This is a genomic window from Rickettsia endosymbiont of Hedychridium roseum, from assembly GCF_964028255.1.
GTDB lineage: Bacteria > Pseudomonadota > Alphaproteobacteria > Rickettsiales > Rickettsiaceae > Rickettsia > Rickettsia asembonensis.
On record NZ_OZ034753.1, the window covers coordinates 819,460 to 834,286 of the forward strand.

Consider the following 14,827-nt stretch of genomic DNA (forward strand, 5'->3'; position numbering starts at 1 on the left):
TATTTAGCAATGCCGTTATTTAATTACGATAGCTGATAATATATTCTGATTATAAGGTTCTTGCAAATGATATGAGCGTCTTTTACTTGGGTATTTTAACGGATTTGTGTAAGTATCTTCACCGATATTTTTTATATCTTTAACACCGGCTTCTTTAAGCTTTGACTCTACAAAGCTAGGTAAATCAAACATATAATGATTTTCTTTTATCGAGTTTATAAAAAACTGTTTATTGTTAATATCTTTACTTAAGAAAGCTTTATAATATTCATCATCAACCTCATATGAACTTTGAGCTATAGCAGGGCCTATAATTGCTATTAAATTCTTTGCTCCTTTTTCTATCATTTTAGTAACTATATTACTAATAATATTATTTATACTTCCTTTCCAACCCGCATGTGCCGCTCCGATTATTTTACCGTCGCCGCTTGCAAGTAATACCGGTACACAATCTGCCGATTGTACCGCTAATACTAAATTTTTCTTAGTTGTAATGCTTCCATCTGCTTCAGGTACTGCTATTATGGACTCATCAGCATTAACAATTTGATTGCCATGTACTTGATTTAAAATTAAAATATCTTGTGCTTTAAAATAAGTAGTAATAGATTTTTTGTTTTCAACTATTTCTGTTTCATTTATAGAGTTATTTTTTTTTATATATCTATGACTTGAATTATTGAATGTTTTATCAAAAATTTTATAATAAACTGATCCGTTTATTAATCCTTCCATGAAAATACCCCATATTAATTATAATAGTTTTATTAATACTTTATCCGGTCGTCTACAAAAAAATAAACAGCTAGAAAAAATAATAGCACAATTTCATCAAGACTATAACCTAATCCCTATTATCGGCGTAGAAATAGAGTTTTATTTAAGTCACAATATTGATATAGCTAAATTTGAAATACTTTCAAGAAAATACTTAGCTAGATTTAAAATTTCTAAAATAAAAAAAGAAAAAGGCAATAATCAATTTGAAATAGATCTTCCTCCTTCTGTAAACCTAATACAATATATAAAAAATATATTAGAGGTTAAAACTATTTTAAAAAAAATGGCACAGCAGTTAAACGGTTATATAGATTTTTCTCCTAAGCCGTTTTTGGATGATTATGGTAATAGTATGCATTTTCATATTAATTTTAATTCCGAGTTTAATGATTATTATATAATTTTAGCAGCACAAGGGTTATGTCACTATATGTTAGACACCCTACTTGCTTTTATGCCGACTACTCTAGATTATTCACGGATAAATAAAAAATTTATGGCTCCTACGCATATATCATACGGTGGAAATAATAGAAGCGTAGCCGTACGAATTCCGAATTCTTTTCCCAAACGTTTAGAACATCGCTTATCTTCTCCTGAAACCGATCCGTATATAGCAATTTTTACTATTTTAAAATCAATATTGTTGGCTTTAAAATCTCCAAGTTCGCTCCAAAAAATAGAAAAAATTTATGGGAACGCTTCCGATCCGCAATATAATTTAACTCCATTACCTACATCATCTCAGGATAGCTTTATGTTATTTAAACCGGAGTTTTTTAAATAATTTGTATTTTGTTCGTAAAACCTAAAAACTAAAAAATAATTGTTTTTTTACAACTAAAATAAAGATTGATATAAAGTTTTAAATATAAAACTGCCGAAATTGTTTCAATTAAGTATTTTATTTTTATAAAATTAAATACTTATGAAGTGCTTTAAGCCGCACTTCACTCTATATTTTCATAATTTTTCATTAGATAATTAAATTCCGCACCATAGATAAATATCATATTTATAATATAGAAAAATATTAATGTAACTATTATACTACCAAGGGAACCATACATTAGATTTAGTTGATTATAATAGACTATATATGTTGAAAGCAAATAGCCGCTTATTACCCATAATATCACAGTTAATAAAGCCCCTGGAAATACATCGATAAAATTTAGTTTTACATTAGGTAATATATAATACAAAGATGAGGCACCTAAAAATAATAAAATTAAAATTAAAGAATATCTTATAAAATTTAAAATGATCTTATATTTTTCAATGGTCTCTAATATTATCGGAATTTTTGTAAATAATATTGGAATTACCACTAAAAGAAACATAGTAAAGGTAATCAAGGCACTAATTATAAGAAACTGTATAATACTAAGTAATCTTCTTCTTATATAAGGGGGGGGAGATTTTATTTGATATACACGATTTAAAATAGTCCTTAAACATTCTACAAAAGAAGAAGCAGTCCAAATACTGCCTACTATGGCAAGATTCATTAAACTTTGAGGAGGAGCACTTAGTAATTCTCGTATTCTCTTTTCTATTGATTCCATTGCTTGTTCCGGAAGACTCTCTAGAAAAATTTGTATAAAATTTTGACCAAGTTCTGAAGCTCCTAAAAAGCTTGTTAAAGCTAATAAGAATACTAGGAAAGGGAAAATAGATAAAAGTATCATGAATGACATATATCCTGAATGTTCAACGCCATCATCTTCTATTGTTCTAAATAAGGCTACGTAAAGACAATTAAAAATTTTTCTCATTATAAAAGCTAAGTTGTTATTATTAATTTTATATTTAACCTTAAATAAGTTCGCTGTAAATAATTAATTTATAATTAAAATGAAACTACACCCCACCCCCGATTTGAAATATTAATATAGAAATGAAATTTTCCCTTGCATTAATTTTATATTTTTCTATAATACACTAAAATTTTATTTTTTTTATAATGTAATTTATAGGACTGTTAACAAAATAATTTTAAAGTTCTTATGATATTTTTATTTGATAAGAAATAATTTTGTACGATTCTTTAATAATTATTTACCAAATGATTACAAAAAACTTAAAAAATGTTATTTTACTAGTTGCTTATAATATTAATTCATGGTATTATTTCTACTTACAATTGGATAAGTTTAATGGTATAAAATTATTAATAACCACATGTTTTATAATAATATAGGATAATATCATTTTTGTTCAAAGAAAATTTTTAAATATAGACATAATTAGTAACCAAGGAGAAGATAATGGGTAGAAAAAACGATATTATACAAAAAATCGATAGTTTTATAGGTAAGAAAATTTATTCTTTAAGATTAGCTAAGGGGTTGTCTCGTCAACAACTTGCTGAAGTAATTGATGTTACTCATCAACAATTACAAAAATACGAAAAAGCAATTAATAGAATTTCTGTAGGAAGGCTAGTACTAATCGCAGAAGCTTTAGATAGGAATATTGATTATTTCTTTGAAGGTTTAGAAGAAGCTAATAAACCGCAGCATGTACATACTCAACATCAACGTATGTGCATTGAAGTTTCAAGAAATTTTATGAAAATTAATAGCACGGAAGAACAACAAGCCGTTAATAATCTAGTAAAATGTTTAGCCGGAAAAGATAAGCTAAAAGCTAGCTCGTAAAATATTTAATTTATGCTTTTGTGACCCTCATTATAGGGAACAAGCTTCGACCAAATAGTCTCTATAATTATTTCTTAGCTAAAAGCAGCTTTGTGGAACTCTCTCAATGTCATTCCCGCGAAAGCGGGAATCTAGAAAAAGCAACCTTAATTGATAAAATAACCATATAAAAAACATGCTTCCTGCTTTCGCAGAAAGGTATTGTTGCGTGGACCACAAAACGCATTCGGTGTCATACCGTGGACAAGCCACGGGATTGATAGAGGTAAACCGATCCACGTAACAATGCTTCGCAGGAATGACATTGCTTGCCCTTATAACAATACAGCATACAAATCTTGATTAGCGTGGCGGAAAGGAAGACTCTTTTTTAATAGGTATTGATTTATTTAAATTTTCCGACTGAATAATGCTATCTCTTGCATTCATTAATGCTCCCATAATTTTTATATTATCTTTGATATTAACTCTATCGCTTCCTACTACCATTTTAGCTTTTTCAATATCCGGCTCATCTTTACTTATAGGTTTTAATTCAGACTGTCCTGATACTACCCTTACATCTTCCGTTTTAACACTAGGGTTTTCAATTGCTTCTGCTCGTTTTTGGGCTTGTTCTTGTAATAACTTATCTATAGTTTGTAAACGTACCTCTTTAGATAAAGTTTTATCATCAATTAAATTAGCTTTAATGAAACTTTGCTGTTCTTCAGTAGAAGATTTAGTACCAAATTCCTTTACCAGCTCATCTACTTTTTTTGTTGATTCAGCTTTTTTTTCTTCAAGAGTTTTAAGATTACCATCTGGAGAGAGCATAGCACGAAAATTATTGACTTTCTCAATTGCAAGCTTAGAGATATCATTTAATATACTGGAAGTTTTTTTCACAACTTCTTCTTCTGAGACTTCACGTTTTTCAGGATGAGCATCTAAAACAGGGGTAATAACATTTTTTAATGCATCAGCTACATCTTGGGCTTTGTTATATATATCATCGCGAGGCTTAGGTTCCTGTCCTTTTAACCCTTCAGTTAAATTTTGAGTTTCTCTATCTAAAGCTGCCTCACTCGCTGCATCTTTAAGAGGTTGTTTATCTTCCGATATAGCAGTACTTTTATCAATCCCTCTAGAAACAGCTTTAGTCATTTCAGAAGTTATTTCAGGATTTGCTTTGCCTTCATAAATGCCATCTACTAACCTTTTAGTCATTAACTTTTTATCTTCCAAATCTGTTATACTTTCGGCTACCCCTTTTTCTACGGATTCTATAGCAGAAATCTTTTCTGTAGGTGCCATAGTTTCATGACTAGCTATAGCTTCTCCCATACCTTTAACAATGTCTGCTTTATCTTGACCGTTCAAAGGACTCTCAGCAACTACCTTAGTAATACTTTCGAGCGTTTCACCTTTTATTTCTGCTTTAATCGGACTATCTAAAACCTTTGTAGTAACATTTTGTATTGCCTCAGTTTTAGCGATAGTATTAAATGCAGGGTTAGCTAAAATACCTTGTACCTCTGTTATTTGGGCATTTTTAGTTTGTTCTGCTGTAATCTTATCTAAATTCTGCTGCATCAATTGTTGTTGTTCCGGACTGAGAACTTGGGCTTCTACACCTTTCTTTAATACAGAACCTAATAATTTTTGTTTTTCTGCATTGCTTAATTCAGAGGCATTAACCTTATCACCTACTGCTATAAGCATTGTCCCTTTATCTTCAGTAGAAAGATTACTTTTTATTACAGTATCCGTAATACCGTCAATTGCCGCAGCTCTACTTGCATCATCTTTAAGACTTAAACCGACATCTACTGCCTTTTCTAACATCTGCTGTTTTTGCTTCGGTTCAAGATTCTCTGAATTTAAAGCTATAGCTACTGTAGCTTCAAGCATTTTTGATTTTTCTAGGTCTGGAGTATTCTGATCATTTTTTATGGTTTCTAATACCGCATTTACTCCAGCTACTTTTGTATCCGGTGTGAGGTCGTTATTATTGACCGTATTTTCAGTTAAAGCAATGATATTAGCCTGCTTTTCATTCTCATTATTAAGAATTGCCGCGGCTGCTTCGTTAATTAAATCAATTTGTTTATTACCGTCTTTTTCTTTTGTTAAACCTGCATTTACATAATTTAATAAATCTTGCATGCTGCCTGATAAAGCTGTAGCTGCATTAAGGAGGTTTGGATTCACTTGTTGCGGCTGTGGCATTTGTGAAGTCTCAGGTTGCAGTGGTTGGTTGGCAGTAGTAATTGGCGGTACTTGTGTAGTGGTAGGCGTTTCAATAGATGATTTTAATTCTTGATTCGGAGTTATTATTGGTTGTGGTGTTTCCTGAGATCGACCTTGTAACTTTGTTAAATCTTCAGCTATAGTTTGTGATAAATCAACGCTCTGCCCTTGGTTTAGTTCTACCTCTTTCATCATTTCTTTATATTTACTGCGTGTTACCGCAAGTGTATAAATTTCTCCGCCATGCTCAATATAAGCTACCGCATCCGGTCCGTCTCCGGCAAATTTTAAAGGTTTCGGTGAGCTTATTTCTTTAAGTTGAGGTTTACCGTTTGGTCCTTCTTCGTAGTGAGCAGTAAAATATACTGCTTTATCTTTAGAGGGCTTTGTGCCATCAGCTTTTAATGCTACCATCGACAAATGCATCGACCCATCGGCTTTATCAAGTTTTATAGGAAAATCTATTTCTCTGTATGAACTGATTTGAACCTGAGTACCGTCTTGTTTAGCTACAGTAAAAGGCTTAGTTTTAACAGTTGTTTCATTTAAGGTACAGAGTTTATCGCCTGCATCATTTCTAACTACCGTGGCTCTAAGATCGCTTGCACTTATTTGGTTTTCCCACTGTACGGGCTTAAATCCACCCTGATATCCATTAGCGGCACTATATGTTGAGAGAACATTTTTATAGCCAGCTATTTCTATTGATTCTAATTTCTTTTTAAGTTCAGGACTTTCTAAAGCCTTATCAATAAATTTTCTATTAGCCGGATTACGGAAAAAAGCACTTAATGTTTTATCTTTTTCTTTTTCCTCTTCTATTTCTTTTCTTTTTTGTTTAGCTAAATCACGGTCTGCAAGGGCTGCTAGGTCTTTTAATATTTGTTCTGCTATCTCATCTTTTTGTGGTTGTATAATTGTTTCTCTTACAGCCTTGGTTATTGGGTCTGATGTCTGACCGTCAGGGGAAATACTGCCCGATAAGCTACTGATTGAAGGAGTAGATTGAGTAGAAGATGCATGAGTAAAGCTAAAACCATCATCAGCTTCTAGTTCTTGGGGTGTAGTTTGAGAAAAATACTCTTTTTGCTCTTGTTCTAATTTTTGCTTTTGTTCTTCTGTATATTCCTTATTTGCTAAAGGATCAAACTCACTTATATCGGGGTTACCGTCTTTACTTGCAGTACTACTAATAGGTTGAGCAGGAACAGCTTGCTCTTGTTTTTTTTCTTCGGTGTCTGACTCATATCCACTTTCATATCCAGGATTATCACTATCTTTGCTCATAAAACCTCTAATTTAACCAAAAATTAATTAGCATAAACTGTTAAGTAATGAAGACTCTTCGTTGGTACCGATGTCATTCCCGCGAAAGCGGGAATCCAGACACTAAAAAATCTAAACACATTAGATTTTTAAATTAAAAGCTCGATTTATCTCGCTTTATGCTGGATTCCTGCTTTCGCAGGAATGATATAAATAGCAGTTTGTGTTATAATGTCAAAGATAGTATATAGAGATTTTAGTAATATCAAGAAAAAACTGATATTATTATTGAGAAAATTTAATAGAATTTTTATATTCTTTATTGAGTTCTTTAGTTGCCCAAAGCCAAGTTAAGCAAGTAATTATAAATATAATCATTAAACAGATGGAAATAGATTGATAACTAGCGGAAGGTAATATTATAAATACCAATGATTGTAAAAATGCACTACCGGATTTACCGAGTTTTGTACCTATCACGTCGGCAGCAGCTTTACCTTTTATTTTTATTTCCGGATCTAAAGGGACATAAGCCATTTCTTTTGTTGAATCAAATAAGGTATATTTGCTTGATTTACTAAGCACATTTTGAATAGCACCTATTGTTATAGCAATTAAAGCAGGATCGGTTAGAATAAAATTTGCTATTATTAAACCGGCAAATCCTTCAAAGTTATTAACAGCAAAAAATAATATACCGGTAATAAAAACTATTAAAGGTGTGATAACAGCCGCTGTAAACCAGCCAAGTCTTCTAACTATATTTGAACCAAGTACGACAAATAAAATAGTAAATACTCCGGTGTAGCTCAAATAACTTCCTATAAAAGCTGCATATTCGGTTGGAGTTTTATAAATTTTAGTAGCTGCTGCTTTCCAAGGACCTTCTACTAAATTAATGGCAATGCCATAGCAGATAAGTAAAGTTGCAATTAATCTAATATGCCTTGACGATAGAATCATCTGAAAACTTTCGGCAATAGTCATAGATTTTTTCTTTGCTTTAAATTTGAGTAACGCCATATGCTCTTTATCTAGTACTTTATGATTAAGCAGCCAAAAAGTTTTAATAGCTATTATGCCTAAAATTAATACTATAGTTAGTATAATTTGTATAGAAAGTGTATGAAAAGACGATTGCAATGCAAATTTATTAGTTACGTAATCATTAATATTACTTAAATTTTCTAAAAACTGCCCTGCTAAATAAATACCTGTTTGACTAAGTAGACCGAATAACGGATAAAATCTTTTAGATTCTTCCACGGTAGTAATATTATTAACAAACTGCCAAAAAAGTAATGCAAAAACTACGTTTGGCCATAATTCAGCAATTATATAAAATAGTGAAAAACTCCATTTTGATAAAAGCAATATAAACCATTTTAAATTAGGTAAACTTGCCGTTAAATTTTGAACGGTTACAGGGCTTAAATGCAGTATTTCATGATTTGGAAAAATAACATAAGCAAATAGTGCAAAGAATGCCAAAAAAATTGATATAATAAGATAAAATATATTCTCTGCTTTCATCCTATTAACGAGTTTTACATAGATAGCAGTCATTAAGAAAGCTGACGGCATCACTCCCCAAAACTTCAAAAATGAGATAGTCTCGGCACCTATCATAGTAGTAACAATACTATCTTTTAAAGCTCTGATTAGATTTTGGATAAATAAAATACAGAACATTAATAAGGTGATGAATAAAAATTTAGAAACTTCGTGGCGTTTTATAGGCCAGATATAATCGGTAAGTTTGGAAAAACGGCTATTGATTTTAGAGGGAGGATTTTCTATATTACTGGAGTTAATCGTCATTATTTGGTCTAACCTATATCTTGCTATTGGCTAGAATTATATATTAAAGTTTTTCTAAACTTAAGTCAAGGATATACTCGTTTAATTTGAGGTATTAACTAAAAAGAGTTGATATCGTCATTGCTTCGTCGATTACTTCGTAATTCTTCTCGCAAGGCATTGTTGCGTGGACTGGTAAAATCCACTGTGTCACCCCGTGGCTTGACCACGGGGTCCATAAAAATAATAAACAAATACTAATAATTTTAGTATTTTAACTGGATCCCGTGGTCAAGCCACGGGATGACAGAGGTGAAATTGATCCACGCGACAATGTCTTCTCGCAATGACGAAAAAATTTTAAGTTATCAACCCTTCATTTTATGGGAGTATATTAATGAATAGTTATTGGTTAAATATTTATAAACCAAGAGGTATAAGTTCTGCTAAACTGGTTAGCATGGTAAAAAAAATACTCGGTAAAGAAGTTAAGGTAGGACATGCCGGTACTTTAGATGTTGAAGCGGAAGGGATACTACCCCTTGCCGTAGGTGAAGCTACAAAGCTAATACAGCTGCTAATTGATGCTAGAAAAACCTATATTTTTACCGTAAAATTCGGACTACAAACCGATAGCGGCGATTATACCGGTAAAGTAATAGCAACGAAGGATTATATCCCTTCTCAAGAAGAGGCTTATGCCGTATGTTCTAAATTTATCGGTAACGTAACACAAATACCGCCAGCTTTTTCTGCTCTTAAAGTTAACGGTGTAAGAGCTTATAAATTGGCTAGAGAGGGGAAAGAAGTAGAATTAAAGCCACGAAATATAACTATTTATAATCTAAAATGTTTAAATTTTGATGAGAAAAATGCTACCGCTACATACTATACGGAATGCTCAAAAGGTACTTATATAAGGACTTTAGCAGAAGATTTGGCATTGTCCTTGCAAAGTTTAGGATTTGTGATAGAATTACGCCGTACTCAGGTTGGAATATTTAAAGAAGAAAATGCTATCCGAATTAAATCACCTGACGAAATTACCAAAAATTTCCTAGAGGAAAAAAGCATAAAGATAGAAGCAATACTGGACGACATCCTGGTTCTTGATGCAACTGACAGCCAAGCACAGCAAATTAAATACGGACAGAAATGTTTATTTAATTATGAAAAAGAAATTAGTCTTTTATGGGTTCGCTATAAAGGCACTCTGCTTGCAATAGGTAGCTTAAACAAGAGTTGCTTTAATTCTTTACGAGTATTTAATTTAACACCATAGAATTCTTTTAAAACTGGAAGTCTATATATTTAAGGAGAAATTATCGATGTCGATTACACAAGAACGTAAACAACAATTAATTAAAGAATATGCTATAACGGAAAATGATACCGGTTCAAGTGCGGTGCAATGTGCTATCTTAACTGAAAGAATCAACAATTTAACCGAGCATTTTAAATCTAACCATAAAGATCATACTTCAAGACGTGGATTATTAATTTTAGTCGGACGCCGTCGTAGATTACTTAACTATATTAAAAAGAATAATGTTAGCGAATATTTAGATTTAATAAGTAAGCTAGGAATTAGAAAGATTAAGTAGTACAAATGTCATACTACGACTGTCATCCCGTGGCTTGACCACGGGATGACACTTTGAATACAATATAAATTATGAAATGAGATAAATAGATGTTTAACGAAATAACTAAGAGTGTTACATGGAACGGGAAAGTTCTTGAGCTTAGTACAGGTAAGATAGCAAGGCAAGCTGACGGAGCAGTTAAGGTAAAAATGGGTAATTCCGTTTTATTATGTACAGCAGTAGTAGCTAAAAAAGCAAAAGAAGGTATCGGCTTTTTTCCTTTAACGATTAATTATAGAGAAATGGCGTATGCTGCTGGTAAAATCCCCGGAGGATTTTTTAAACGTGAGGGAAAAGCATCAGATAGAGAAGTTTTAGTATCTCGTTTAATAGATAGACCGATTAGACCATTATTTCATCCGGCTTTTGTGAATGAAACGCATGTAACTTGCAGTGTTCTTTCATATGATCCTGAAACCCCGGTAGATATACTTGCAATTATTGGTGCATCGGCTGCCCTTAGCCTATCCCCTGCTCCTTATCTAGAAATAGTTGCTGCAAGTAAAGTCGGTTTAATCAATGGTGAATTTGTTTTAAATCCGACACTTGAATTATTAAAAACAAGTCAGCTTGATTTAGTAGTTGCAGGAACATCAGGTTCAGTAATGATGGTTGAATCGGAAGCTCATTTACTCGCTGAAGAACAAATGTTAGAAGCCGTAAAATTTGGATTTGAAAGCTTCCAGCCGGTAATAAAGATAATTAAAGAACTAGCAGAAGAAGCTAAAAAACCAAAGCTTGAAATGCAAGATTTATACCCTGCCTCATTAAAGAAAGAAATTGAGAAGTTATTTGTAAAAGAAATTGAACAAGCTTTTGCGATTAAATCTAAACAGGAACGTAGTACTAATTTAGATTTAATACCTGAAAAAGTTCTTACACATTTTGTAAGCGACATAGAAAATAAAAAATATAGTAATTATCAAATCGAATCGGCTTTAAAATCTATTGAATCAGATATATTACGTAACGAGATTTTAGAAAAAAATAGACGTATCGATGGAAGAAGTACCACGGATATAAGACAAATTGCTTGTGAAATAGGTTTATTACCTTCCGCACACGGTTCAGCTTTATTTACTAGAGGCGAGACGCAAAGCTTAGTTAGTACTACATTCGGTACTAGTTTAGATGAGCAGATAGTTGACAGTTTAGAGGGTGAGTATAAAGAACGTTTTATGCTTAATTATATTTTTCCGCCCTACTCTGTAAATGAAGCAATGCCGATGAAAGCACCTAGTCGTCGTGAAGTCGGACACGGTAAACTCGCATGGCGTGCTATTAATCCAATATTACCTAATAAGATACAATTTCCTTATTCTATTAGAGTAGTTGCTGAAACTACGGAGTCTAACGGTTCTTCTTCAATGGCAACAGTTTGCGGTAGTTCTCTTGCTTTAATGTATGCCGGCGTACCGATAAAAGCACCGGTTGCGGGTATTGCTATGGGGCTTGTTAAGGAAGGCAAAAAATTTGCGGTATTATCCGACATTCTTGGAGATGAAGATTATTTCGGTGATATGGACTTTAAGGTTGCAGGAACTAGTGAAGGGATTACTGCATTACAAATGGATATCAAAATATCCGGAGTAGATTTTAAAATAATGAAAGTAGCTTTAGAGCAAGCACGACTCGGTCGTTTGCATATACTTGAGCAAATGAATAAAGTTATTAGTAAACCAAATAGCGAACTAAGTAAAAATGCTCCTTCTACTACTACTATAAAAATAGATAAGGATAAAATTAGAGATATTATAGGACCGGGCGGTAAAGTAATAAAGGAAATTTGTGAAACTAGCGGTGCTAAAATAGATATAAGCGATGACGGCAGCGTTTCTGTTTATGCTTCAGATAGAGATAAGCTAAAAGTCGCTTTAGATAAAATTAAAGCTATTGCCGTTGAACCTGAAATCGGTGAAATATTTAACGGTACGGTAATGAAAGTCTTAGATTCCGGTGCTTTTATTAATTATTTAGGTAATAAAGACGGCTTTGTTCATATTAGTGAAATTTCAGAAGAAAGAATAGAAACGGTTAGCAGTGTTTTAAAACAAGGCGATATAGTAAAAGTTAAGCTGATAGGCTTTGATAATAAAGGCAAAGCAAAACTAACTATTAAAAATGCCGATAAGGATAAATCTTCAAATAATCCAAAGCCAAAAAATAATGTTAATAATGCTAAGGAAAATTCAGAACCTGAGCGACGTGATTCTAGTAAAAAACGAGCTTGGAATGAAGATAATAATGCTGAAACTGCTGAAGTAATTACAGAACGTAAGTATTTTAATTAAATGTCATTCCAGCAACGGCGGGAATCCAGCATAAAGCGAGATAAATCGAGCTTTTAACTGCAAAAATTTGCTGTTTTATACTTATTTTTCTGGATCCCCGCCTACGCGGGGATGACATAAGTACAAAGCCAATAATAACAATGAACCACACAAATAATTACCAAATCATCGCAAAGAGGGTTATTTCTAGTGAAGCAAGTGCTTTAGAAAAATTATCTGAAAATATCCCTGAAGACTTTAACAGAATTATAGAATTTTTACTATCTTTCAAAGGACGGATAATCCTAACCGGCATAGGCAAAAGCGGTTATATTGCAAGAAAAATAGCTGCTAGCTTTTCTTCAACCGGTATGCCTGCTTTTTATTTACATACAGCAGAGGCAAGTCACGGCGATTTAGGTATGGTGACCAGAAATGATCTAGTAATTATGCTATCTAATTCCGGTGAAACTAAAGAGCTATTTAATATAATTGAATATTGCAAGAACTCTTCCATAAAAATTGCTGCAATGACAATGAATAAAAATTCCACTTTAGCTAAAAGAAGCGATTTTTTATTAATAGTACCTGAATATCCGGAAGCTTCTGTAATTGGAGCTCCTACTATATCATCTTTAATAATGTTATCACTAGGTGATGCTTTAATGACTGTTATACATGAAAAACGAGGCTTTACTAAAGATGATTTTAAAATTTATCATCCGGGAGGTACAATCGGTGCTAATTTAACAAAAATTAAAAACCTAATGCGTAGCGGTGATGAAATACCTTTAGTATATGAAGATACTTCCTTTGCCGAAACTATAATTATTATGAATAAAAAACGTTTAGGTTGTACACTTGTCACGGATAAAAACCAAAATTTGATAGGGATTATAACCGACGGGGATTTACGTCGTCATATTAACGATCAAATTCACTTAAAAACAGCATCAAGCATTATGACCAAAAACCCTATTCATATCTCATCGGAAATATTTGCAAAAGAGGCTTTAAATTTAATGAAAGCCAAGAATATCACTAATATACCGATTGTTGATGATAATATTATCATAGGCATTATTCATATTCATGATTTACTACGCATGGGAGTTAGCTGAAATCTATGCCTTCTTCTTATAAACGGCGAAAAAAAATTTGGAAATCTGTATATCTTTTAATAATAGTTGGAATTTTGTATATAGGATATATATTAATTAAAAGCGGTTATATTAATGAAGAAAATGATATTAACGTTACAAAAAAAAGTTTAAAAGATACTAAAAATTTTGATTTAAAATATAATATTATATTGAAAGATTCAATTTTTGAAGGAGTAAATAAAAATTTAAATGCGTATAAAATTAAAACTGAGCGAGCTATAAAAGAGTCGGATAACAAATATAAACTAGATATAATAAATGCTATTTATAACGTAAATCAAGACCAAACTCTTATTATCAATGCGAAAGAAGGCTTTTTAGATGAAGAATCAAACATATTAGATTTAAAAAACGATGTAAAACTTTTTTTTGATGAGATCATATTTAACACTAACGATGCAAGTATTGATTTAGTAAATAAGAATATAACCGGCAACTCCTCTGCTAAATTACTTTATAAAAACTCTTCAATTACTTCAGATAGTTTTAATACGAAGGATGAAAATAATATTATAATTTTTAAAGGCAATGTCTCTACAATTAGTATATCTATATATGCTAATGATAAAAATATTTCAAATTTACATATAACATCTGATACTTTAATTATTGATAGAATCAAACAAAAAGCAGAATATCTTGGAAATGTTGTTGTTTACTTCGATAATGCGATACTTAGAACGAAAGAATTATATATTTTTTATAAAACAATAGATGATAAACAAACTATTGATTATATAGTTATTCCGACCAAATTGACTGTAGAAAGAAAAATAAATAATGAATTATTACTTGCAGATAGTGCTAAATATTTTTTTGATGACAAGCAACTTATTCTACTCGGTAATGTAATATTACAGCGTGATGATAATGTCTTAAAAACTAATAAACTAATCTATTATGTAGATATTGTTAAGAAATAGCTTTATGTATTGAAAAATCCTCTTTATGTCATTCCTGCGAAAGCAGGAATCCAAATAATAATAAAATAAATTATAAAAGCT

Annotated in this window: 13 protein-coding genes and 1 pseudogene; 8 read left to right on the forward strand and 6 right to left on the reverse strand. The window is 31.7% G+C overall.

All coding sequences use genetic code 11. From position 1 onward, the window contains the following. Positions 1–15 precede the first annotated feature (15 nt). Entirely contained in the window at positions 16–738 is a 723-nt protein-coding gene (gene pgeF / locus AC5587_RS04850; protein ID WP_499161957.1) for a peptidoglycan editing factor PgeF, read from the reverse strand. Between pgeF and AC5587_RS04855 the strand changes: the two genes are divergently transcribed. Then, complete coding sequence (locus AC5587_RS04855) at positions 737–1,570, forward strand: type I glutamate--ammonia ligase (RefSeq protein ID WP_499161959.1); 834 nt, start codon at positions 737–739, stop codon at positions 1,568–1,570. The genes pgeF and AC5587_RS04855 overlap by 2 nt on opposite strands. Positions 1,571–1,733: 163 nt before the next feature. Here AC5587_RS04855 and AC5587_RS04860 read toward each other — a convergent pair whose 3' ends face one another. Beyond that, a complete protein-coding gene (locus AC5587_RS04860) occupies positions 1,734–2,561 on the reverse strand; it encodes a YihY/virulence factor BrkB family protein (RefSeq protein ID WP_499161961.1) in 828 nt (275 codons plus the stop codon). A gap of 492 nt (positions 2,562–3,053) precedes the next feature. Between AC5587_RS04860 and AC5587_RS04865 the strand changes: the two genes are divergently transcribed. Further along, positions 3,054–3,446, forward strand: a complete 393-nt coding sequence (locus tag AC5587_RS04865; protein WP_499161963.1) for a helix-turn-helix domain-containing protein — start codon at positions 3,054–3,056, stop codon at positions 3,444–3,446. Positions 3,447–3,592: 146 nt separating this feature from the next. Here the strand turns inward: AC5587_RS04865 and AC5587_RS04870 are convergent, their stop codons facing one another. The 3 genes from AC5587_RS04870 to tlc4 form a co-directional block, all read right to left on the reverse strand. Continuing rightward, positions 3,593–3,751: a hypothetical protein gene (locus AC5587_RS04870; RefSeq protein ID WP_499161965.1), complete on the reverse strand. Its 159-nt coding sequence runs from the start codon at positions 3,749–3,751 to the stop codon at positions 3,593–3,595. A gap of 37 nt (positions 3,752–3,788) precedes the next feature. After that, entirely contained in the window at positions 3,789–6,965 is a 3,177-nt protein-coding gene (locus AC5587_RS04875; RefSeq protein ID WP_499161967.1) for a Sca4 family spreading effector, read from the reverse strand. Positions 6,966–7,229: 264 nt separating this feature from the next. Beyond that, positions 7,230–8,765 (reverse strand): NTP/NDP exchange transporter Tlc4, encoded by a 1,536-nt coding sequence (gene tlc4, locus AC5587_RS04880; protein WP_499161969.1) that lies wholly within the window; start codon positions 8,763–8,765, stop codon positions 7,230–7,232. Between the two features lie 376 nt (positions 8,766–9,141). Here tlc4 and truB point away from each other — a divergent pair, with 376 nt between their 5' ends. The 3 genes from truB (at position 9,142) to pnp (ending at position 12,681) form a co-directional block, all read left to right on the forward strand. After that, positions 9,142–10,026, forward strand: coding sequence for a tRNA pseudouridine(55) synthase TruB (gene truB, locus AC5587_RS04885; protein ID WP_410526542.1), 885 nt, complete (start codon positions 9,142–9,144; stop codon positions 10,024–10,026). Between the two features lie 46 nt (positions 10,027–10,072). Next, positions 10,073–10,348 carry a 30S ribosomal protein S15 gene (gene rpsO / locus AC5587_RS04890; protein WP_410526541.1) on the forward strand — a complete coding sequence of 92 codons (276 nt, stop codon included), beginning with the start codon at positions 10,073–10,075 and terminating at the stop codon, positions 10,346–10,348. Positions 10,349–10,437: 89 nt separating this feature from the next. Then, complete coding sequence (gene pnp, locus AC5587_RS04895) at positions 10,438–12,681, forward strand: polyribonucleotide nucleotidyltransferase (RefSeq protein ID WP_499161972.1); 2,244 nt, start codon at positions 10,438–10,440, stop codon at positions 12,679–12,681. Here the strand turns inward: pnp and AC5587_RS04900 are convergent. Beyond that, entirely contained in the window at positions 12,674–12,799 is a 126-nt protein-coding gene (locus AC5587_RS04900; protein ID WP_410526539.1) for a hypothetical protein, read from the reverse strand. The two genes, pnp and AC5587_RS04900, sit on opposite strands and share 8 nt — an antisense overlap. A 22-nt stretch (positions 12,800–12,821) precedes the next feature. Here AC5587_RS04900 and AC5587_RS04905 point away from each other — a divergent pair, with 22 nt between their 5' ends. From AC5587_RS04905 to AC5587_RS04915, 3 genes and pseudogenes are all read left to right on the forward strand, one after another. Next, on the forward strand, positions 12,822–13,781 hold the full coding sequence (locus AC5587_RS04905; protein WP_499161974.1) for a KpsF/GutQ family sugar-phosphate isomerase: 960 nt from the start codon (positions 12,822–12,824) through the stop codon (positions 13,779–13,781). 5 nt (positions 13,782–13,786) lie between these two features. Then, a pseudogene (gene lptC, locus AC5587_RS04910) lies at positions 13,787–14,365 on the forward strand (LPS export ABC transporter periplasmic protein LptC); the annotation flags it as partial. Beyond that, a complete protein-coding gene (locus AC5587_RS04915) occupies positions 14,339–14,746 on the forward strand; it encodes an LptA/OstA family protein (RefSeq protein ID WP_499162996.1) in 408 nt (135 codons plus the stop codon). The pseudogene lptC and the gene AC5587_RS04915, both read left to right, overlap by 27 nt. Positions 14,747–14,827 lie beyond the last annotated feature (81 nt).

What these genes read in the sequence shown, in the direction of transcription:
- tlc4 (WP_499161969.1), bottom strand. Translation starts at nt 8,765, where the DNA reads ATGACGATTAACTCCAGTAATATAGAAAATCCTCCCTCTAAAATCAAT.
- pnp (WP_499161972.1), top strand. Translation starts at nt 10,438, where the DNA reads ATGTTTAACGAAATAACTAAGAGTGTTACATGGAACGGGAAAGTTCTT.
- AC5587_RS04870 (WP_499161965.1), bottom strand. Translation starts at nt 3,751, where the DNA reads ATGTCATTCCTGCGAAGCATTGTTACGTGGATCGGTTTACCTCTATCA.
- pgeF (WP_499161957.1), bottom strand. Translation starts at nt 738, where the DNA reads ATGGAAGGATTAATAAACGGATCAGTTTATTATAAAATTTTTGATAAA.
- AC5587_RS04900 (WP_410526539.1), bottom strand. Translation starts at nt 12,799, where the DNA reads ATGTCATCCCCGCGTAGGCGGGGATCCAGAAAAATAAGTATAAAACAG.
- AC5587_RS04865 (WP_499161963.1), top strand. Translation starts at nt 3,054, where the DNA reads ATGGGTAGAAAAAACGATATTATACAAAAAATCGATAGTTTTATAGGT.
- rpsO (WP_410526541.1), top strand. Translation starts at nt 10,073, where the DNA reads ATGTCGATTACACAAGAACGTAAACAACAATTAATTAAAGAATATGCT.
- truB (WP_410526542.1), top strand. Translation starts at nt 9,142, where the DNA reads ATGAATAGTTATTGGTTAAATATTTATAAACCAAGAGGTATAAGTTCT.
- AC5587_RS04860 (WP_499161961.1), bottom strand. Translation starts at nt 2,561, where the DNA reads ATGAGAAAAATTTTTAATTGTCTTTACGTAGCCTTATTTAGAACAATA.
- AC5587_RS04905 (WP_499161974.1), top strand. Translation starts at nt 12,822, where the DNA reads ATGAACCACACAAATAATTACCAAATCATCGCAAAGAGGGTTATTTCT.
- AC5587_RS04875 (WP_499161967.1), bottom strand. Translation starts at nt 6,965, where the DNA reads ATGAGCAAAGATAGTGATAATCCTGGATATGAAAGTGGATATGAGTCA.
- AC5587_RS04855 (WP_499161959.1), top strand. Translation starts at nt 737, where the DNA reads ATGAAAATACCCCATATTAATTATAATAGTTTTATTAATACTTTATCC.